18 protein-coding genes and 7 tRNA genes are annotated in these 19,069 nt (G+C 70.3%); 12 read left to right on the top strand and 13 right to left on the bottom strand.

Annotated features, from left to right (window positions below; all coding sequences use genetic code 11):
- The first annotated feature begins 65 nt into the window (after positions 1 to 65).
- Positions 66 to 548 carry a MarR family winged helix-turn-helix transcriptional regulator gene (locus ABGB01_RS31300; protein WP_347777096.1) on the top strand — a complete coding sequence of 161 codons (483 nt, stop codon included), beginning with the start codon at positions 66 to 68 and terminating at the stop codon, positions 546 to 548.
- 75 nt (positions 549 to 623) lie between these two features.
- Here the strand turns inward: ABGB01_RS31300 and ABGB01_RS31295 are convergent, their stop codons facing one another.
- From ABGB01_RS31295 to ABGB01_RS31240, 12 genes are all read right to left on the bottom strand, one after another.
- Positions 624 to 1,259 carry a response regulator transcription factor gene (locus ABGB01_RS31295; RefSeq protein ID WP_347777095.1) on the bottom strand — a complete coding sequence of 212 codons (636 nt, stop codon included), beginning with the start codon at positions 1,257 to 1,259 and terminating at the stop codon, positions 624 to 626.
- Positions 1,252 to 2,487, bottom strand: coding sequence for a sensor histidine kinase (locus tag ABGB01_RS31290; RefSeq protein ID WP_347777094.1), 1,236 nt, complete (start codon positions 2,485 to 2,487; stop codon positions 1,252 to 1,254). The genes ABGB01_RS31295 and ABGB01_RS31290 overlap by 8 nt, the downstream gene beginning before the upstream one ends.
- Before the next feature lie 3 nt (positions 2,488 to 2,490).
- Positions 2,491 to 3,195, bottom strand: a complete 705-nt coding sequence (locus ABGB01_RS31285) for an ABC transporter permease (protein WP_347777093.1) — start codon at positions 3,193 to 3,195, stop codon at positions 2,491 to 2,493.
- An 11-nt stretch (positions 3,196 to 3,206) separates the two neighbouring features.
- Complete coding sequence (locus tag ABGB01_RS31280; protein WP_347777092.1) at positions 3,207 to 4,124, bottom strand: ABC transporter ATP-binding protein; 918 nt, start codon at positions 4,122 to 4,124, stop codon at positions 3,207 to 3,209.
- Positions 4,125 to 4,299: 175 nt separating this feature from the next.
- Positions 4,300 to 5,118 (bottom strand): nitroreductase/quinone reductase family protein, encoded by an 819-nt coding sequence (locus tag ABGB01_RS31275; protein WP_347777091.1) that lies wholly within the window; start codon positions 5,116 to 5,118, stop codon positions 4,300 to 4,302.
- Between the two features lie 271 nt (positions 5,119 to 5,389).
- Positions 5,390 to 5,461 (bottom strand) — tRNA-OTHER (locus tag ABGB01_RS31270).
- A gap of 37 nt (positions 5,462 to 5,498) precedes the next feature.
- Positions 5,499 to 5,578, bottom strand: a tRNA-Tyr gene (locus tag ABGB01_RS31265).
- 13 nt (positions 5,579 to 5,591) lie between these two features.
- Positions 5,592 to 5,668: transfer RNA gene (locus tag ABGB01_RS31260), tRNA-Val, on the bottom strand.
- Positions 5,669 to 5,681: 13 nt separating this feature from the next.
- A tRNA-Arg gene (locus ABGB01_RS31255) sits at positions 5,682 to 5,756 on the bottom strand.
- Between the two features lie 19 nt (positions 5,757 to 5,775).
- Positions 5,776 to 5,848 (bottom strand) — tRNA-Glu (locus tag ABGB01_RS31250).
- Between the two features lie 25 nt (positions 5,849 to 5,873).
- A tRNA-Leu gene (locus tag ABGB01_RS31245) sits at positions 5,874 to 5,946 on the bottom strand.
- 1 nt (position 5,947) lies between these two features.
- Positions 5,948 to 6,022 (bottom strand) — tRNA-Gly (locus ABGB01_RS31240).
- Positions 6,023 to 6,382: 360 nt separating this feature from the next.
- On the opposite strand from ABGB01_RS31240, the gene ABGB01_RS31235 reads away from it, so the two are divergent.
- Positions 6,383 to 7,222, top strand: a complete 840-nt coding sequence (locus tag ABGB01_RS31235; protein ID WP_347777090.1) for a MerR family transcriptional regulator — start codon at positions 6,383 to 6,385, stop codon at positions 7,220 to 7,222.
- An 11-nt stretch (positions 7,223 to 7,233) separates the two neighbouring features.
- Here the strand turns inward: ABGB01_RS31235 and ABGB01_RS31230 are convergent, their stop codons facing one another.
- Complete coding sequence (locus ABGB01_RS31230; RefSeq protein WP_347777089.1) at positions 7,234 to 7,656, bottom strand: nuclear transport factor 2 family protein; 423 nt, start codon at positions 7,654 to 7,656, stop codon at positions 7,234 to 7,236.
- Positions 7,657 to 7,704: 48 nt separating this feature from the next.
- Between ABGB01_RS31230 and ABGB01_RS31225 the strand changes: the two genes are divergently transcribed.
- The 10 genes from ABGB01_RS31225 to ABGB01_RS31180 form a co-directional block, all read left to right on the top strand.
- Complete coding sequence (locus tag ABGB01_RS31225; protein WP_347777251.1) at positions 7,705 to 8,310, top strand: PadR family transcriptional regulator; 606 nt, start codon at positions 7,705 to 7,707, stop codon at positions 8,308 to 8,310.
- Positions 8,297 to 9,103, top strand: coding sequence for an SGNH/GDSL hydrolase family protein (locus tag ABGB01_RS31220; RefSeq protein ID WP_347777088.1), 807 nt, complete (start codon positions 8,297 to 8,299; stop codon positions 9,101 to 9,103). The genes ABGB01_RS31225 and ABGB01_RS31220 overlap by 14 nt, the downstream gene beginning before the upstream one ends.
- 150 nt (positions 9,104 to 9,253) lie before the next feature.
- Complete coding sequence (locus ABGB01_RS31215; RefSeq protein WP_347777087.1) at positions 9,254 to 9,910, top strand: maleylpyruvate isomerase N-terminal domain-containing protein; 657 nt, start codon at positions 9,254 to 9,256, stop codon at positions 9,908 to 9,910.
- A 562-nt stretch (positions 9,911 to 10,472) separates the two neighbouring features.
- Positions 10,473 to 10,562 (top strand): K(+)-transporting ATPase subunit F, encoded by a 90-nt coding sequence (gene kdpF, locus ABGB01_RS31210; RefSeq protein WP_347777086.1) that lies wholly within the window; start codon positions 10,473 to 10,475, stop codon positions 10,560 to 10,562.
- Positions 10,562 to 12,223, top strand: coding sequence for a potassium-transporting ATPase subunit KdpA (gene kdpA / locus ABGB01_RS31205; RefSeq protein WP_347777085.1), 1,662 nt, complete (start codon positions 10,562 to 10,564; stop codon positions 12,221 to 12,223). Before kdpF ends, kdpA begins: the two co-directional genes overlap by 1 nt.
- Before the next feature lie 89 nt (positions 12,224 to 12,312).
- Positions 12,313 to 14,346 carry a potassium-transporting ATPase subunit KdpB gene (gene kdpB, locus ABGB01_RS31200; RefSeq protein WP_347777250.1) on the top strand — a complete coding sequence of 678 codons (2,034 nt, stop codon included), beginning with the start codon at positions 12,313 to 12,315 and terminating at the stop codon, positions 14,344 to 14,346.
- Positions 14,347 to 15,189 (top strand): potassium-transporting ATPase subunit C, encoded by an 843-nt coding sequence (locus tag ABGB01_RS31195; RefSeq protein ID WP_347777084.1) that lies wholly within the window; start codon positions 14,347 to 14,349, stop codon positions 15,187 to 15,189.
- Positions 15,186 to 17,717 carry a sensor histidine kinase KdpD gene (locus ABGB01_RS31190; protein WP_347777083.1) on the top strand — a complete coding sequence of 844 codons (2,532 nt, stop codon included), beginning with the start codon at positions 15,186 to 15,188 and terminating at the stop codon, positions 17,715 to 17,717. The genes ABGB01_RS31195 and ABGB01_RS31190 overlap by 4 nt, the downstream gene beginning before the upstream one ends.
- 4 nt (positions 17,718 to 17,721) lie before the next feature.
- Entirely contained in the window at positions 17,722 to 18,390 is a 669-nt protein-coding gene (locus ABGB01_RS31185) for a response regulator (protein WP_347777082.1), read from the top strand.
- A gap of 282 nt (positions 18,391 to 18,672) precedes the next feature.
- A partial coding sequence (locus tag ABGB01_RS31180; protein ID WP_347777081.1) for a transposase occupies positions 18,673 to 19,069 on the top strand: 397 nt, incomplete at its 3' end.

The following is a 19,069-nucleotide window of genomic DNA, read 5'->3' as shown; positions in this document are numbered from 1 at the left end:
AACGTTGGCTCGACCAACACTACAGCTAGTCGTGGGTCTTGCCAACGATTTGCTAGATTCGCCTCGTGGACACTCCCGAAGGGCCGCCGCCGGAGCGGCTGCGCGCGCTGCCGAGCAGGTTGACCAACGGTGCGGCATTGATCGCCAACCGGATCGTGGATCAGGCGCTCGCGCAGGCCGGCGTCCGGCGCTACCACTACGCCTTGCTTGCCACCCTGGAGGAGTACGGCCCGGCCAGCCAGGCCGCCCTTGGTCGCCGCACCGGCATCGATCGCAGCGACATGGTGACGACCGTCAACGATCTCGCCGAACGGCGACTTCTCGAGCGCGCACCCGACTCAGAAGACCGCCGCCGCAACATCATCACCATCACCCCTGCAGGCCGAAGGCAACTCGCCAACCTCGACCGGCTGCTCGCCGCCGCCCAGGACGAATACCTCGCCCCGTTGTCCGCGGCTGACCGGCAGAACCTGATCGACCTGCTCACCCGCCTGGTCGATCACCACGGCGACAAGCACAACCAGAGGGCGGCAGCAACGCCGAGCTGATGAGGACGACCACGGCGGTGGCGTAGTGGATCTCCAACCAAGTCGTCGGCGTCGCCCGGCGTCGGCGAGGCGGGCTCATCCCCTGGGGAGGAGACCCCGCTGGAAGGCGGCGGCCACCGCCGCCGCCCGGTCGTTGACGCCCAGCTTGGCGTAGATGTGCAGCAGGTGCGTCTTGACCGTGGCCTCGCTGATGAACAGGCGGGCGGCCGCCTCCCGGTTGGTGGTGCCCTGCGCGATCAGGTCGAGGATCTCCAGCTCCCGCCCGCTCAGCGGGTCGGCGGGGGCGCGGACCTGACCGAGCAGGCGGGTGGCCACCGACGGGGAGAGCGCCGCCTCCCCCCGCGCCGCCGCGGCGACCGCGCGCGCCAGCTCCTCCCTCAGCGCGTCTTTGAGGAGGTAGCCGGTCGCGCCCGCCTCGATCGCGGGCAGCACGTCGCTGTCGGTGTCGTACGTGGTCAGCACCAGCACCCGCGCCTTGAGGCCCAGCCGGGCGAGCTCCCTGATGGCCGTCACGCCGTCCATCCTGGGCATCCGCAGGTCCATGAGGATCACGTCGGGGTCGAGCGCCCGCGCCAGGTCGACGGCCTGGGCGCCGTCGCCGGCCTCGGCGACCACCTCGAAACCGGGATCGCCGGCGAACATGCCGCGGATGCCGTCGCGGACGATGGGGTGGTCGTCGGCTATCAGCAGCCGGACGGGGGCCTCAGGCACTCCGGGACTCCTCAGGGGTGGCGGCGAGCGCGGTGATGGCGGGCACGACGGCGGAGACGGCGGTGCCGGCCCCGGGCTCGGACTCGATCTCGAAGGCGCCCGCCAGGCGGGTCACCCGGTCGCGCATCGACGCCAGGCCGAAGCCGCCGCCGTCGAGCGCGCGCGCCCGGTCGAAGCCCGCGCCGTCGTCGCGCACGTCGAGGCTGACCACGTCCTCCATGTAGGACAGCGTGAGCCCGGCCCGCGACGCGCCGGCGTGCTTGGCGATGTTGGCCAGCGCCTCCTGGGCGATGCGGAGCAGGGTCGCCTCCACCTCGGGATGCAGGGGACGCGCCGTGCCTGTCGTGGCGACCTCCACGCGCACGGCGTTCAGCTCCGACCACCGGGCGGCGATCTCCGCCAGCGCCGCCGGCAGCGGGGCGGACTCCAGCGGGCCCGGCTGGACGGCGTGCACGGATCTGCGGGCCTCGGCCAGGTTGTCGCGGGCCAGCCCCACCGCGTGGTCGAGGTGCCGCCGCCACGCCTGCGGGTCGGCCTCGGTCTGCACGGCCGCCTGGAGCTGGGTGATGATGCCGGTCAGGCCCTGGGCGAGCGTGTCGTGGATCTCCCTGGCCATGCGCTGGCGCTCGTCGAGCACGCCGGCCTCGCGGGCCTGGACGAGGAGCTGGGCGTGCAGGCCGGCATTCTCCCGCATCGCCTCCTCCAGCCGCGTCACCATGCGCTTGCGTTCGGCGCTGCGCTCGGCCGTGACCTCGCCGACGAAGCTGAACAGGCTGACCACGGCCACGATGGCGACGGTGAAGAGCAGGTGGGTGGCGATCGCGGGCGGGGTGGGCTCGGGCAGCCCTCCGGTGTAGGCCGTGATGGAGATGGCCGCCGTAGCCGTCACCCCGGCGAACCTCCACTTCCCCTTCAACAGGTGCCAGGAGTGGAGGTATCCGGTGAAGGCGAAGAAACTGCCGAACCACAGTCCACGCGAGCAGAGCACCGCGATCAGGATCACCAGGCCCGTGACATAGACGACCGGTTGGCGCCCGGGCATGAACCAGATCCACGCCGCGGCGAGCGCGGAGAGGCCGAGCGTGACGAGATGGTACGTCCCCGGCCGGTCGTCGGCCAGCCATGACAGTGCCATCGAGATGGCCAGCAGGACGTACGGGACGGCGGTGAGCAGCCGCTGCAGCAGCCGCTCCCACCGGTCAAGACGCGCGCCGTCCCCTGTCGTCATCACTCACTCCCAGCGGAAGAACCTGGCCGCGGCGAGACTGACGATCACCGCGTACGCGGCCATGACGCCCAGCACCAGCGGGTCCGGCGACAACCCGGCCCAGACATCATGAAGGGCCTGCCGGAACGCGCCCATAGGGGTGAACGCGCCGACGCGCGCCAGGATATCCGGCATCTGATCCACCGGTTGCATGAGCCCGGCGAGGTAGGCCAGCGGAAAGTACAGCAGCACGCCCACCCCGTTGGCGGTGCGCCCGTTCGCCGCCAACGCCGCGATCAGCAGGCCGATGGCGAACATCGCGGCCGTGCCGAGCAGGAACACGGCGGCGATCCGCAGCGCCTGGGAGGGAACGTGCGCGCCCAGGATGGTGCCCGCGACCGTGATCAGCAGCGCGCAGGCGGTCAGCGCCAGCACGAACTGCAGGATGAGCTGCACCGCCAGCATGCTCCCCGGCCGTACCGGGGTGGTGGACAGCCGGCGCAGGATGCCGCGCTCGCGGTAGGTGGCCAACGTGGTCGGCAGCTGGTACAGGCCGACGAGCCCGACGGCGATCACCAGCGTCATCGGCAGCAGCACCGTGTCGCCGGGTGGGATCGAGCTGCCGAAGACGAAAAGGATGAACAGCGGGATGAGCACCGAGAAGATCGAGCCGGGCTCGCGGGCCAGCAGCTTGAGCTCGACGGTGGTGAGCTTGGCGATGACGGTCATGGGGATCTTCCTCACGGGTGGAACGAGCGGCCGGTCAGGGCGGTGAACGCGTCGTCGAGCGTGCGCTTGTCGATGCGCAGGTCCGCGACGGGGATGAGGTTGCGGGCGAGTGCCGAGGTGACGGCCGTGGCGAAGTCGCCCCGGCCCGTCACGCTCACCCCGTCGCCGTCGCGGGTCACGCCCGAGACGCCGGGAAGGCCGCTCAGCAGGGCGACCGGGTCGCTGGCGTCGCCGGCCATCAGCGTGAACCGCATCTGGTGCTCGGCGTCGACCCCGTCGATCAGCTCCGCCGGGCTGCCGGTCGCGACGATGCCGCCCCTGTCGAAGACCGCGACGCGGTCGCAGAGCTCCTCCACCTCGTCCATGAAGTGGCTGACCAGGACCACGGTGACACCCGACGCCCGCACCTGCTTGATCAGCTCCCAGGTGGCGCGGCGGGCCTGCGGGTCGAGCCCACTGGTGAGCTCGTCGAGGAAGGCCACCTTCGGGTTGCCCACCAGGGCCAGGGCGATGAACAGCCGCTGCTTCTGGCCACCCGACAACTTGCTGAAACGGGCGTCCCGCTTGCCGGCCAGCCCCCATTGTTCCAGCAGCTCGCGCCAGTCGCGCGGCTCCGCGTAGAAGGAGGCGTACAGGTCGAGTGCCTCCCACACCTTGATGTTCTCCGGCAGCTGGGTGTGCTGGAGCTGCACCCCGATGCGCTCGCGCAGCGCGCGGCCGTCGCCGATCGGGTCGAGCCCGAGCACCCGAATCGTGCCGCCGTCGGGCCGCCGCAGTCCCTCCACGCACTCGACGGTGGTGGTCTTGCCGGCGCCGTTGGGACCGAGCAGGCCGAAGATCTCGCCCTGCTCGACGGAGAAGGAGACGCCGTTCAGAACCGTGTGGCCGCCGTACCTCTTGGTGAGGCCGGCGACGTCGATGACTGCCATGCGTCCATCATGGTTTCGCAGCTCACGACGGGGATCGACCCGCCGGCCATGCTCGGCGGCGGATCGGGCTGAGCGCGGAATCCACCGATCGGTGGATGGCGCGCTCAGCCCGGTTCCGTTCACGGCCGTCCCGGCCAGCCTGGGAACACGGCACGAGCGTTCACGGCGGTTCCGGTCAGCCGAGCAGCGGCATGAGCTGCTCTTCCTCGTAGTCGAGGTGCGCCTCCAGCTCCTCGGTGAGGCGGTTCACCTCGGCCAGCAGCATCTGCGGCGCGAGGTCGCCGTCCGCCAGCACCGCCCGCAGCCGGTCCAGCAACTCCTGAACGACCTCGTGCTCGGCGCGCAGCCGTTCCAGCGCGGGGGCCAGCTCCGGATGGCGGCCCCCAAGCGCCGGGAACATGAACCCGTCCTCGCGCGCATGGTGCACGTGCAGGCCCTGGCACAGCGTCAGGCAGTTGACCCGCAGCTGCGCGCCCAGGCGAGAGCCCGAGGCGGCGACCTCCCCGCGGATCAGCGCCAGCTCCCTGCGGAAGGCGTCGTGCACCTTCTTGAGCGCATCACCCAGCGGGCCGGCGGGCGGCCCGGCGTCGCGCGCGACGAGCGCGACCACCGGCAGGATCCTTCCCGCCCTGTCCTGGTACGCCCCCCACCCGGGGTCGGCCTCCACGGCTCGCGCGAACATGTGGTCGCGTTCCTCTCCCTCCAGCACGACCGCCGTCGCGGGATAGGTGAAGACGCCGTCCTCGACGGTGACCTCGGGGTCGGCGAGCAGGTTGTGGTACCAGGCCGGGTGCCTGGGCGAGCCGCCGGCCGAGGCGATGACGAGCACACGGTCACCGTCGGGCAGGTAGCCGAGCGGCGTCGTACGCCGTGCGCCCGACTTCGCGCCGACGGTGGTCAGCAGGAGCAGCCTGGCTCCTTCGAAAGGGCCGCCGACCTGGCCCTGGTTGGCACGGAACTCGTCGATGATCTGCTGGTTGAAGTCGATGGGCATGCTGGGTTCTCGCTCCAGTCGGGTGTGGTGAGGGCAGGGAGGAACCCCGCACGGCATGCCGGCACGGGCGGGTCAGGACACCACCTGGGGCATGGGACGACGCACGGGGGCGGTGTGCTCAGGCAGCACCGATGTCGTGGCTGGTCACGGCGTCATCCCCTTGGATCCGGCGCCTCCATGCCGCCCTGCGTCCTCGGGCGGGCGACACGCGACGCGGCCATCATTACGCCCATATGCTCATGACACTGTCAAGCCGCACGGCGGCGACCAGTGGAGACGCAGGCGAGAGTCGAACTCGCACGGACGGCTTTGCAGGCCTACCTCCGCACCCGCGGACTGCGCCGGGCCCGCCTCGGCCCCCATCACGTCGAGGCGGATCGTGCGCGAGGACGGAGTCGAACCGCCACAGCCGAAGCGCCCGGTTTACAGCCGGGTGGGCTCACCTGTGCCCAGCTCGCGCGCGGGGAAAATAGTGGTCGGCCCGGCAGGAGTCGAACCTGCGACGCCCGGTTCGTAAGACCGGCGCTCTGACCACCTGAGCTACAGGCCGTGGTTTGGTTAAGTGGCCCCAGCAGGATTCGAACCTGCAACGGACCCGGCTTCGTAGGCCGGCGCTCTCTCCATTGAGCTATAGGGCCGGAAAAAACATAGTGGTAGCACCCCGTACCGGATTTGAACCGGTGTTCTCCCGGGTGAAAGCCGGGCGTCCTGACCGCTAGACCAACGGGGCCTGCCTCGACATGCGTCGAGGTTCGTACGTCCGGCGGGATTCGAACCCGCAACACCCGGCTCCTGAGGCCGGCGCCTCTCCCGTTGGGCTACGGACGCGTGGAGCCGCAGCGGGGGCTCGAACCCCGTCCTGCTGGGTGGAAGCCAGCTGCCTTACCCGTTCGGCCTCTGCGGCGTGATGCGCTCATGGAATTGTCAAAAGGCGTCGGCCCGTATGCGGGCATGGACAAGAGAAAAGGCCGCCCGATGGGATCCGGCGGCCTCTGGATGCACGTGGCGAGAATTTATCCAGAAGCCTGCCCGGCCAGGCCGCAGCCGAGCACCACAAGTCGGCGGCAGCCGCGCCGTCCCCGCTCCAGGGTGGTGACCGCGTATCGCATGACTGGCCTTTCCTGACGTTTCCGATCTCGACGGAGTAAACATTAACCGGCGGTCGCCGGCGGGTGCCACTCATTTATTCGGACGTACCGGCCGCCGATATGGTTTCGCCGTGGCCGGTGGGCCGGGGCCCGGCGTCACCGGCTTTACTAGGGGCATGCGGATCGGAGAGCTGGCCGCGCTGCTCGGGGTGTCGACCCGGACGGTGCGCCACTACCACCAACAGGGCGTCCTGCCGGAGCCGCCGCGCCGGGCCAACGGCTACCGCCACTACGGCATGCGCGACGCCGTCGCCCTGGCCCGCGTACGCCGCCTGGTCCAGCTCGGGCTGAGCCTGGACGAGGCACGAGACGTGATCGCCGACGACCGGGCGAGGGAGCTGACCGAGATCCTGGCCGAGATCGACGCGGATCTGGCCAGGCAGGAAGGGGAGATCCGGGAGCGGCGGGCGAAGCTGGCGGAGGTGCTCAGGCAGGCCGGGACGGGGTCGCTGGACCCCGACGACATCGCCTCGCCCGACCTGGTGGCGTTCCTGCGCGTGGTGGGCCTGCCCGAGTCGAAGGCGGCGGCCTGGGACCGCGAGCTGCTGGTGCTGATGGACAGCGTGGCCGGCGAGCCCGGCAGGAGCCGCGCCTTCGCGCAGCTGGAAACGCTGGCCGCCGATCCGGAGGTGACGGCCATCGGGCACGAGTTCTACCGCAGGCTGGACGAACTGGCCGACGCCGAGCCCGGCGACCCCAGGATTGCGCCGCTGGCCCGCTCGCTCGCCGACTACAGCATGGAGCACCTGCTGGCCGATTCCGGGCTGGGCGCGCACGGGTGGGATCGGGCGCTGCTCGAGCCGATCCTCGACGGGCTGGCTCCGGCGCAGGCCGAGGCCGTGCGCCAGGCGATCGGGATCATCGCCGGCGAGACAGCGGGCGGGACCGCGAAGCACGCCGGCACGCCTGGTCAGCGCGCGGGGAAGGACGCCGGCACGTCCGCGACGCCCGGGTAGCTCCCGGGAGCTCAGCGCGCCGGTACGAGGCCGTCGGCGACGAGGCCGTCGAGGACCGCCTCGCCCAGCGCTTCGACCGCGGACTTCGGGCGCACCATCACCGTGAACTCCTTGATCAGGCCGGCCTCGTCCAGGTAGATGAGGTCGATGCCGTGGATCTGCCTGCCACGCACGGTGGCCCGGAAGACCAGGACGATCGACGGGGTCTCGGCGCCGTCGGCGCCGGTCTGGGCGGCGCCGTCGAGGCGGCCGACGTACCGGAAGTCCTCGAAGACGCGCAGCAGCACGCCGAACAGCCCCAGGACGGCGGGCTTGCCCTCGAAGGGGGTGAACGTCACCGGGCTGTAGAGGCGGACGTCGTCGGTGAACAGCTCGTCCAGCGCGGCGAGATCGCGCCGCTCGACGGCGGCCCTGAAACGGTCGGTGGCGGTCATGGCCGTCCTTCCTGGTAAAAAAAGCGAATAGTCAGTTTCTTGACTATCATGGCGGTGTTCGTACGGGAAGAGGAGGACGTCGCGATGGCGTTGCGGCACGCCGTGCTGGCGGCACTGCTGGACGAGGAGCTCAGCGGATACCAGCTGGCCAAGGCGTTCGGCCTGGGCGTGGCCAACTTCTGGCACGCCCTTCCCCAGCAGCTCTACGCCGAGCTCGCCCGGCTGGAGCGCGACGGGCTGGTCAGCGGCCGGGAGGTGGTGCAGGACACCCGGCCCAACAAGCGCCTGTTCACCGTGACCGACGCCGGCCTGGCCGAGCTGGAGCGGTTCGCGGCGACCGCCGACAAACCCTCGTTCATCCGCGACGACCTGCTCGTGAAGGTCCAGGCCGCCGACCACGTCGCCGCCGGCGCGCTCATCGAGCAGCTCACGGAGCGGGCCGCGTTCGCCGACGCCAAGATCGAGCTGCTCGGCGGCCTGCTGCGGAAGCTGCGCGGCGGCATGAGCGAGGAGGAGTTCCTGCGCCACGGCGAGCGCGTCGGCCCCTACCTGACGTGCCTGCGCGGCATCGCGTTCGAGCAGGGCAACCGTGACTGGTGCCGCCGGAGCGCGGCGATCCTGGAAGAGAGGCGGACGGCGCATGCGCGAGGGTGACTACCTGCGTTACGTCGCGCTGGGTGACAGCCAGACCGAAGGGCTCGGCGACGGCGACGACGCCAACGGCCTGCGCGGGTGGGCCGACCGGCTCGCCGAGCAGCTCGCCTCCGCCGTTCCCGGCCTCCAGTACGCCAACCTGGCCGTGCGCGGGCGCGTGGCCGCCCAGGTCCACGCCGAACAACTCCGGCCGGCCCTCGCCCTGCGCCCCGACCTGGCCACCGTCGTCGCCGGGGTCAACGACCTGCTCCGGCCCCGGTTCGACGCCGACGAGGTGGGCGGCCACCTGGAGGCGATGTTCGCCGCGCTCACCGCCCAGGGCGCCCGTGTGGCCACCGTCACCTTCCCCGACCTGGCGCGGATCACCCCGCTCGCCCGCCCCTTCAGTCCCCGGGCCGCCGCGCTCAACCAGCGCATCCGCGCCGCGGCCCGCCGCCACGGGGTCGTCGTCGCCGAGACCGCCCACCACCCGGTCGTCACGGACGCCCGGTTGTGGAGCCCCGACCGGCTGCACGCCGGCCCGCTCGGGCACGAACGCATCGCCGCGGCGGTCGCCCACGCGCTGGAGTTGCCCGGGAGCAGCGACGCATGGACGCATCCCCTGCCGCCCGAGCCCGCCCTGCCCTGGTGGCGCGCCGCGGGCGCGGAGCTGCGCTGGGTCGCCGGCTTCCTCGGCCCCTGGGCCGGCCGGCGCCTGCGTGGCCGTTCCTCCGGTGACCACCGCACCGCCAAACGCCCGGAACTGCTGCCCGTCGGTGCGCAGGTCCCCTTACGCGAAGGGAGAACAAAGTAGTCAGTTGATGAGCACTTTTGGGCGACCCGCACTACCTGGAGGTCCTGGCCTCGATGCAGGACAAGCCGTGAGCGCCCGGCCGGCCGGGTGGGCGCGCCGCCCTTCACGGGGCGTTTGTTGGCTTTCGCGGCGCCGCACTACGGTGGCGGCATGGATCTCTTCTCGCGCTCTTGGACGGCGTTGCGCACGGCGGTCGCCGACCTGCCGGACGAGAACTTCGCCCGGCCGTCCGGCTGCGCCGGCTGGCTCGTGCGGGACCTCGCGTGTCATCTGATCATCGACGCCCAGGACGTTCTGATCACGCTCGTGACCCCTGCGGAGAAGGACCCGACCTGCGACGCGGTGACCTACTGGAAGGTCGGCTCGACGCCCCCGACCGGTGACGACCCGCTCGACGCGCTGATCGTCCGGCTGGCCGCCGCGTACGAAGAGCCGCGGCTGCTCAAATTCCACCTCGACGACGTCGGCTCCGCCGCCGGCCGCGCAGCCGAACTCGCCGACCCGCGCCGGCGGGTCGCCACCCAGGACATGGTCCTCACCGCGGGCGACTACCTGTCGGCGTACGTCCTGGAGTGGACGCTGCACCACCTCGACCTGATCGCGCACCTGCCCGACGCGGAGGATCCGCCCGCGGAAGGGCTCGCCCGGTCCAGGGAGATGCTGGAGCAGATCGCCGGGACCGCGTTCCCCCCGTCGTTCTCCGACAAGGACGCACTGCTGGTCGGCACCGGACGACGTGCCCCTGCCGGCGCGGAGAAGGCCGAGCTGGGAGACCTGGCCGCGCGCCTCCCCTTCGTCATCGGCTGATCGCCTGACGGGCGGGACAGTCCTTCGGGAGGCTCGGACCGGATTCTGGCGCTACGCCTGAGCCCGCCCTGGCCCCAAGCCGCCCATCGACGTCACCGCGCTCAACACCTCATAGGGCTGGGCGGCCGGCGGCATCGTCTCCACCACCAAGGACCTCGCCCACCTTCTCCAGGCGATCGCGACCGGCGGCCTGCTGCCACCGGCTCAGCACCACGAGATGCGGACCGTGGTCGCCAAGGACAGCGCCGTCCGGCTGCCGCACGTCTGACCTTGCCCAGCCGCACGGGCGCCGGTTCCGAGATCATCGCGGGATTCGCTGATCGCCCGGCGCACGCCCGGGCGTAGCGATGGCGTCAATTATCAGGCTCTAGTCGTATAAAAGCCGTCAAGAACAGCAAGACGTCTGAAATTCCGGGATTTGCTTGCCTTAACGCCGCCCGCTCCGGCGGGCGAAACACCTATCACCCAGTGGAGGAGTGAGGATGACAGACGTCATCTTCGTCGGCCTGACGATCGCGGTCTTCGTGATCCTCGGGCTGGTCGTGAAGGCGGCGGAGCGGCTGTGAACGCCGTCAACGCCGCAGGCCTGGTCGTGATTGTCGGCCTGGTGGTCTTCGTGGTCGCGGCCCTGCTGTTCCCGGAGCGGTTCTGATGTCCTCGACCCTGGCCGGGATCTTGTTCATCGCGTCCCTGCTGCTCGCTCTCGCGCTGTGCTACCGGCCGCTGGGCGACTACATGTACCGCGTCTACACCGGCACCAGGCACGCGCGGGTCGAGCGGGTGATCTACCGGCTGACAGGCGTACGACCCGGCAGCGAGCAACGCTGGGGCGTCTACGCGCGTAGCGTGCTGGCGTTCTCGGTGGTGTCGATCCTGTTCCTGTACGGCCTGCAGCGGCTGCAGAACCACCTGTTCCTGTCCCTGGGCATGGAGCCGGTGCAGCCGGCGCCGGCTTGGAACACCGCGGTCAGCTTCGTCACCAACACCAACTGGCAGGCCTATTCCGGCGAGTCCACGATGGGCCACGTGGTGCAGACCGCGGGCCTGGCGGTGCAGAACTTCGTCTCCGCCGCGGTCGGCATGGCGGTGGCGATCGCGCTGGTGCGCGGGTTCGCCCGCACGAAGAGCGACACGCTGGGCAACTTCTGGACGGACCTGGTCCGCGGCACGATCCGCATCCTGCTGCCGATCGCCTTCGTCGCGGCGCTGGCACTGGTGGCCGGTGGCACGATCCAGACGTTCGCCGATCACAGCACGTGGACGACGCTGACAGGCGGGGAGCAGACGTTCACCCCGGCCGCGGCCGCCTCACAGGAGGCGATAAAGGATCTGGGCACCAACGGCGGCGGCATCTTCAACGTCAACTCGGCCCACCCGTTCGAGAACCCGACATCGTGGACCAACTGGCTGACGATCTTCCTTCTGTTGGTGATCTCGTTCTCGCTGCCGCGCACCTTCGGCCGGATGGTCGGCGACAACCGGCAGGGCTACGCCATCGTCGCGGTGATGGCGAGCATCTTCTTGATCAGCGTGACACTGACCAACTGGGCCGAAATGAGCGCGAGCGGCACAGTGCCGCAGGCCGTGGGGACGGCGATGGAGGGCCGCGAGGCGCGCTTCGGCGTGTCGAACTCGGCCATGTTCGCCTCCTCCACCACCCTGACCAGTACCGGCTCGGTCGATTCCTTCCACGACTCCTACACCGCGCTCGGCGGCGGCATGCTGATCGTCAACATGCTGCTCGGCGAGGTCGCTCCCGGCGGCGTCGGCGCGGGCCTGTACGGCATGCTGATCCTCGCCGTGATCACCGTTTTCGTGGCCGGGCTGATGGTCGGCCGCACCCCTGAATACCTGGGCAAGAAGATCGGCGCCCGCGAGATCAAGCTCGCCTCGCTGTACTTCCTCGTCACCCCGGCGTTGGTGCTGGTCGGCACGGCGGTGGCGATGGCCACCGCGACGGGACGGGCAGCGATGCTGAACAGCGGCCCGCACGGCCTGTCGGAGATCCTGTACGCCTACACCTCGGCGTCCAACAACAACGGCTCCGCCTTCGCCGGGGTCAGCGTGAACACCCCGTTCCACAACACCACACTCGGAGCGTGCATGGCTCTCGGCCGATTCCTGCCCATCGTGCTGACCCTGGCGCTGGCCGGCTCCCTGGCCCAGCAGGCGCCCGTTCCGGCGGGCGTGGGCACGCTGCCCACCCACCGGCCGCAGTTCGTCGGCATGGTCGTCGGCGTGACGATCATCCTGGTGGCCCTCACCTTCCTGCCCGCGCTGGCGCTCGGGCCGCTCGCGGAAGGAATTCGCTAGCCATGTCCACGTCGACAGTGCAGGCTCCGGGCCGTACCCCCGCACCCAAGGGTGGAAAGGTGGGCGGCGGGCTGCTCGATCCCAAGCAGATGATCCGATCGCTGCCGGACGCGGTGAAGAAGCTCAACCCGGCCACCATGTGGCGCAACCCGGTGATGTTCATCGTCGAGATCGGCGCGGTCTTCACCACCGTCCTGGCGATCGGCGATCCCTCCTGGTTCGCCTGGGCGATCGTGGTGTGGCTGTGGCTGACCGTCGTCTTCGCCAACCTGGCCGAGGCGGTGGCCGAGGGGCGAGGCAAGGCGCAGGCCGCCACGTTGCGGGCAACCAAGCGCGACACCACCGCCCGCCGGCTCAAGAGCCGCACCTCGGCCGAGTGGGACGTGGTCGGCGCGCCCGAACTCAGGCAGGGCGACTTCGTGGTCGTTGAGGCCGGGGAGATCATCCCCGGCGACGGCGATGTGGTGGAGGGCATCGCGTCGGTCGATGAGTCGGCCATCACCGGCGAGTCCGCGCCGGTGATCCGCGAGTCCGGCGGCGACCGCTCGGCGGTGACCGGTGGCACGAAGGTGCTGTCCGACCGGATCATCGTGCGGATCACGCAGAAACCCGGCGAGAGTTTCGTCGACCGCATGATCGCGCTGGTGGAGGGCGCGAACCGGCAGAAGACGCCGAACGAGATCGCGCTCAACATCCTGCTCGCCGCCCTGACGATCATTTTCCTGGTCGCCGCCGCCACGATGCAGCCATTGGCCATCTACTCCAAGTCCATCAACCCCGGCGTGCCGGACTCGCTCGCCCTGACCGGCGACGGGGTGAGCGGCATCGTGCTGGTGTCGCTGATCGTCTGCCTGATCCCCACCACGATCGGCGCGCTGCTGTCGGCCATCGGCATCGCCGGCATGGACCGCCTGGTGCAGCGCAACGTGCTCGCCATGTCCGGCCGCGCGGTCGAGGCGGCAGGGGATGTGTCCACGCTGCTGCTGGACAAGACCGGCACCATCACCCTGGGCAACCGGCAGGCGTCGGAGTTCGTGGTGGTGGACGGGGTGAGCGAGGCCGAGCTGGCCGAGGCCGCACAGCTGTCGAGCCTGGCCGACGAGACCCCCGAGGGCCGCTCCATCGTGGTCTACGCCAAGCAGGCCTACGGGCTGCGCGAGCGCCGGCCGGGCGCGCTGGCCCACGCCGAGTGGGTGCCGTTCACCGCACAGACCCGCATGTCCGGGGTGAATGTGGACGGCCGCGAGGTCCGCAAGGGCGCGGCCACCGCGGTCATGAAGTGGGTGCGCGACGCCGGCGGCCACCCCACGGACGAGGTCGGGCACATCGTGGACGGCATCTCCGGCTCCGGCGGCACCCCGCTGGTCGTCGCCGAGAAGGGCCGGGTGCTGGGCGTCGTGCATCTCAAGGACGTGGTGAAGGCCGGCATGCGGGAACGCTTCGACGAGATGCGCCGCGTGGGCATCCGCACCGTCATGATCACCGGCGACAACCCGCTGACCGCCAAGGCCATCGCCGACGAGGCCGGGGTGGACGACTTCCTGGCCGAGGCCACCCCCGAGGACAAGCTGGCACTGATCAGGCGGGAGCAGGAGGGAGGCCGCCTGGTCGCCATGACCGGTGACGGCACCAACGACGCCCCCGCCCTGGCTCAGTCCGACGTCGGCGTGGCCATGAACACCGGCACGTCCGCCGCCAAGGAGGCGGGGAACATGGTCGACCTGGACTCCAACCCGACCAAGCTCATCGAGATCGTCGAGATCGGCAAGCAACTGCTCATCACGCGGGGCGCGCTGACGACGTTCTCGATCGCCAACGACATCGCCAAGTACTTCGCCATCATCCCGGCGATGTTCGCGGCGGTCTACCCGGGCCTGGACGCGCTCAACATCATGCGCCTGGCCAGCCCTCAGTCGGCGATTCTGTCGGCGGTCGTCTTCAACGCCCTCGTGATCATCGCGTTGATCCCGCTGGCGCTGCGTGGGGTCCGCTACCGGCCCACCAGCGCCTCCAAACTGCTGTCGCGCAACCTGTACGTCTACGGCCTGGGTGGCATCGTGGTGCCGTTCATGGGCATCAAACTCATCGATCTTCTGATTCAGTTCCTTCCGGGGATGTCATAAATGGACCGCATGCCCAGCTGGGTCCGCCAGCACCTCGCCGCGCTGCGCGCGCTGCTCGTGCTCACGGCGGTCACCGGCCTCATCTACCCCCTGGCCGCCACCGGCCTGGCCCAGGCGCTGTTCAACGGGAACGCCAACGGCTCGCTCGTCGAGAAGGACGGCAAGGTCATCGGTAGCGCGCTGATCGGCCAGTCCTTCACTGACGCCGGCGGCAAACCGGTCAGGACGTACTTCCAGTCCCGCCCGTCGGCCGCCGGGGACGGCTACGATCCCACCTCGACCAGCGCCAGCAATCTGGGCCCCGAGGATGTCGTGGACGTCCTGCCGGTGCCCGGCACGAAGGACGAGGGTAAGCGGTCGCTGCTCACCCAGGTGTGCGCTCGCTCCAAGGCGGTCGGCGAGCTGGAGGGCGTCAGCGGCGCCCGGCCGTACTGCACCCCGGACGGGGTGGGCGCGGTGCTCAAGGTGTTCCCCGACCGTGCCGTGAGCGTCAACCAGGCCTGCCCGGCCACCCCGTTCGTGACCGCGTACCAGGGCCTGAAGGTGGAGTGCGCCAGGCCGGGCGAGGACTACGCGGCCGGAAAGACCGTGCCGGTCAGAGGGAAAGCGGGAACCCCGGCCGTGCCCTCCGACGCGGCCACGGCCAGCGCCTCCGGCCTCGACCCGCACATCTCGCTGGCGTATGCCGAGTTGCAGGCGCCGCGCGTGGCCAAGGAACGCGGTCTCCACCAGACCAGGGTCGAGCAGCTCATCAAGGAGCACACCGCCGGTCGGGCGCTCGGCTTCATGGGCGAGCCGGCGGTGAACGTGCTCGAACTCAACCTCGCACTCGACCGCTCATGAAAAGGGGTCGCCTACGGGTCTACCTGGGGGCGGCCCCCGGGGTGGGCAAGACGTACGCGATGCTCGGCGAGGGCCGCCGGGCCTGTGAGCGCGGCCGGGACGTGGTCGTGGGGTTCGTCGAGACCCACGGCCGCTCCCGCACGGCCGCCCTGTTGGAGGGCCTGGAGGCGATCCCCCGCAAGACGCTGGTCTACCGAGGGGCCACCTTCACCGAGTTGGACGTGGACGCCGTCATCGCCCGCGCGCCGAAGGCGGCCCTGATCGACGAGCTGGCCCACACCAACGTGCCCGGCTCGAAGAACGTCAAGCGCTGGCAGGACATCGACGACATCCTCGACGCCGGTATCGACGTCATCTCCACGGTGAACATCCAGCACCTGGAGTCGGTCAACGACGTCGTGCGGGAGATCACCGGCATCCCGCAGCGCGAGACCGTGCCCGACGAGGTGGTGCGGCGAGCCGACCAGATCGAGCTGGTCGACATGTCCCCTGAGGCGCTGCGCCGCCGCCTGGCGCACGGCAACGTCTACGCCCCGGAGAAGGTGGACGCCGCGCTGTCCAACTACTTCAGGGTGGGCAACCTGACCGCGCTGCGCGAACTCGCCCTGCTCTGGGTCGCCGGCAAGGTCGACGAGCAGCTCGACCGTTACCGCGCCGACCACGGCATCGACAGCACCTGGGAGGCGCGCGAGCGCGTGGTGGTTGCGCTTACCGGCGGCCCGGAAGGCGACACGCTGGTACGCCGGGCCGCGCGCATCGCCGCCCGCACGAAGGGCGCCGACCTGCTGGCCGTCCACGTCACCAGCGCCGACGGGCTGGACGGCGGCGACCCGGCTAACCTGGCCCGCCAGCGCGCCCTGGTCGAAAGCATGGGCGGCACCTACCACCAGGTCGTCGGCGACGACATCCCGCGCGCCCTGCTCGACTTCGCCGGCGGCGTCAACGCCACCCAGCTCGTACTGGGAGCGTCGAGAAGGGGGCGCTTCGCCCAGATCTTCTCCCGTGGCGTCGGGGTCGAGACCACGGCCCTGTCCGGCTCCATCGATGTCCACCTGGTCACCCACGAGGAGGCCAAGAAGGGCCGCCGCCACCCCGAGCGCTCCCGGGCCGCGCTCACCAGGAAGCGCAGGCTGGCCGGCTGGGCGGTCGCGGTGGCGGGCCTGCCGCTGCTGACCGCCGCGCTCGCCCCGCTTCGCGGTGTGCTCTCGCTGCCCACCGAGATCCTGCTGTTCCTGAGCCTGGTCATCGGGATCGCGCTGATCGGTGGAACCTGGCCGGCGATCACTGCGGCGATCGGAGGCTTCCTCCTGCTCAACCGGTTCTTCACCCCTCCCCTGTACACCTGGACCATTGAGGACCCGGAGAACCTTCTCGCCCTGGTGGTGTTCGTTCTGATGGCGACCGCCGTCAGCGCGATCGTCGACCTGGCCGCCCGGCGTTCCCGGGAGATGGCCCGCGCCCGCGCCGACGCCGCGACGCTGTCCACCCTCGCCGGGCACGTACTGCGCGGCGAGGCGGCACTGTCCTCCTTGCTCGGGCGACTGCGCGAGACGTTCGCCCTGGACTCGGTCACTCTGCTCGAACGCGTCGGCGAGCCCACGCCGGACGATCAGTTCGAAGCCGGCGCCTGGCGCATCATCGCCACCTCCGGCTCCGCGCCCTGCACCACCCCCGCCGCGGCCGACACCGACGTGACCATCAGTGACCAACTGGTGCTCGCCGCGCGGGGACGGCTGCTGGATGCCAGCGACCGGCGGGTGCTGGAGGCGTTCGCCGCCGAGGCGGCCGTCGCGCTGCGCCAGGAACGCCTGCAACGGGAGGCGGAACAGGCCAAGCCGCTGGCCGAGGCCGACCGGATGCGCACCGCGCTGCTGGCGGCCGTCAGCCATGACCTGCGCACCCCGCTGTCGGCGGCCAAAGCCGCCGTCGAGAGCCTGCGCAGCCACGAGGTCGACTGGACTCCGGAGGACCGCGACGAGCTGCTGGCCACCGCCGACGAGTCCCTGGCCAGGCTGGACCGGCTGGTGGAGAACCTGCTCGACATGAGCCGCCTGCAGGCGGGCGCACTCGGGATCTCCCTCCAGCCACTCGCCCCGGAAGAGGTCGTCCCCCACGCCATCGACGACCTCGGGCCGCTGCGCGACCGGGTCGAGGGCGACATCCCCGTCGACCTGCCCGAGATCGTCGCCGACCCGGCCCTGCTCGAACGAGTGCTGGTCAACCTGATGAGCAACGCCGTCCGCTACAGCCCGCCCGCGCAGCTGGTCCTGGTCACCGCCAGCTGGCACGACGACCAGGTGGAGATCCGCGTCATCGACCGCGGCCCCGGCATCCCGCCCGAGGCGTACGAGCGGGTCTTCCTGCCGTTTCAGCGGCTCGGCGACCGCGACAACGGCACCGGCGTCGGCCTCGGCCTCGCGCTGTCACGCGGCCTCACCGAGGCCATGGGCGGTGCCCTCATCCCCGAAGAGACGCCAGGAGGCGGACTCACGATGATCATCAGAATGCCGATCGACTCCGGGCGGTGACTCCATGACCAAGATCCTCGTCGTCGACGACGAGCCGCAGATCCTGCGCGCACTGCGCATCAACCTGGCCGCCCGCCACTATGAGGTGGCGGTCGCCGCCGACGGCGGCTCCGGCCTGCGTGAAGCCGCCGAGTGGCATCCCGATCTCGTCGTCCTCGACCTCGGGTTGCCCGACATGGACGGCATCGACGTCATCCACGGCCTGCGCGGCTGGACCAAGATCCCTATCGTCGTCCTGTCGGGCCGGGCCGGCAGCGCCGACAAGATCGAAGCCCTGGACGCGGGAGCCGACGACTACGTCACCAAGCCGTTCGGCATCGACGAATTCCTCGCCCGCATCCGAGCCGTCGCCCGCCGAGCCACCGTCCACGAGGCCGAACTGGCCAGCATCGAAATAGGCGACCACACCGTGGACCTGACCCGCAAGACCGTCTCGCCGGGCATACGGCTCACCCCCACGGAATGGCACATCCTGGAAATCCTGCTCCGCAACCCCGGAAAGCTCATCCCCCAGCGCTACCTGCTGGCCGAAGTATGGGGCAGCAAACACGTCAAGGAAACCCATTACCTGCGCCAGTACATGGCCCAGCTTCGCAAGAAGCTCGAACGCGACCCCGCCCACCCGGTTCACCTGATCACCGAACCCGGCATGGGCTACCGCTTCACCCCATGACGTTCATGCACCGAAAACAACCTGGACACACCCGCGCGACGCCTCGGTGGGTACGGCGAGGCGCAGCGCGCGTCAGGCAGCCGGCCTGACGCGCCGTCGGCATCGCCGTGAGGGTGTGGACGAAACCGTTCATCAGATACCTCCGTGGAAACCCCCGCCTTCAGGCGGGGGAGGAATCGGACCCCTGCGGAGCAGGACAGGGGCAGCCGATTCGCCGTCAGGCGAACCGGCGTATCGAACACACGCGCGTCCCTTAGCTGATCGTGGGGTAGCATGTGAGGCGTGGCGCAGATCGTGAAGCGGGCCTACAAGTACCGCTTCTACCCGACCCCCGAGCAAGCCTCCGAGCTTGACCGGACGTTCGGCTGCGTCCGCCTCGTCTACAACAAGGCACTCGAAGAGCGCACCCGCGCCTACACCATGGAAGGCCGCCGCGTCTCCTACGTGGAGTCCTCCGCGCGCCTGACGGAATGGAAGCGCAGCGGCGACCACGACTTCCTGTCCGAGGTGTCGTCGGTCCCTCTTCAGCAGGCGCTCCGGCATCTTCAGGCCGCGTTCGCGAACTTCTTCGCCAAGCGCGCCAAGTACCCCACGTTCAAGTCCCGGAAGAAGTCCCGGGCGTCGGCGGAGTACACCCGCTCGGCGTTCCGCTGGCGTGACGGCCGGTTGACGCTGGCCA

The organism is Nonomuraea sp. B5E05 (assembly GCF_039880665.1).
Taxonomy (GTDB): Bacteria; Actinomycetota; Actinomycetes; order Streptosporangiales; family Streptosporangiaceae; genus Nonomuraea.
Note: the sequence above shows the minus strand (reverse complement) of the source record. Positions and strands in the feature narration are given on the sequence as shown.

Bases quoted from the DNA above. Each gene is read 5' to 3' on its own strand.
- ABGB01_RS31290 (WP_347777094.1), bottom strand. From the start codon at position 2,487: ATGACGACAGGGGACGGCGCGCGTCTTGACCGGTGGGAGCGGCTGCTG.
- ABGB01_RS31285 (WP_347777093.1), bottom strand. From the start codon at position 3,195: ATGACCGTCATCGCCAAGCTCACCACCGTCGAGCTCAAGCTGCTGGCC.
- ABGB01_RS31280 (WP_347777092.1), bottom strand. From the start codon at position 4,124: ATGGCAGTCATCGACGTCGCCGGCCTCACCAAGAGGTACGGCGGCCAC.
- ABGB01_RS31275 (WP_347777091.1), bottom strand. From the start codon at position 5,118: ATGCCCATCGACTTCAACCAGCAGATCATCGACGAGTTCCGTGCCAAC.
- ABGB01_RS31235 (WP_347777090.1), top strand. From the start codon at position 6,383: ATGCGGATCGGAGAGCTGGCCGCGCTGCTCGGGGTGTCGACCCGGACG.
- ABGB01_RS31230 (WP_347777089.1), bottom strand. From the start codon at position 7,656: ATGACCGCCACCGACCGTTTCAGGGCCGCCGTCGAGCGGCGCGATCTC.
- ABGB01_RS31225 (WP_347777251.1), top strand. From the start codon at position 7,705: ATGGCGGTGTTCGTACGGGAAGAGGAGGACGTCGCGATGGCGTTGCGG.
- ABGB01_RS31220 (WP_347777088.1), top strand. From the start codon at position 8,297: ATGCGCGAGGGTGACTACCTGCGTTACGTCGCGCTGGGTGACAGCCAG.
- ABGB01_RS31215 (WP_347777087.1), top strand. From the start codon at position 9,254: ATGGATCTCTTCTCGCGCTCTTGGACGGCGTTGCGCACGGCGGTCGCC.
- kdpA (WP_347777085.1), top strand. From the start codon at position 10,562: ATGTCCTCGACCCTGGCCGGGATCTTGTTCATCGCGTCCCTGCTGCTC.
- kdpB (WP_347777250.1), top strand. From the start codon at position 12,313: ATGATCCGATCGCTGCCGGACGCGGTGAAGAAGCTCAACCCGGCCACC.
- ABGB01_RS31195 (WP_347777084.1), top strand. From the start codon at position 14,347: ATGGACCGCATGCCCAGCTGGGTCCGCCAGCACCTCGCCGCGCTGCGC.
- ABGB01_RS31190 (WP_347777083.1), top strand. From the start codon at position 15,186: ATGAAAAGGGGTCGCCTACGGGTCTACCTGGGGGCGGCCCCCGGGGTG.
- ABGB01_RS31185 (WP_347777082.1), top strand. From the start codon at position 17,722: ATGACCAAGATCCTCGTCGTCGACGACGAGCCGCAGATCCTGCGCGCA.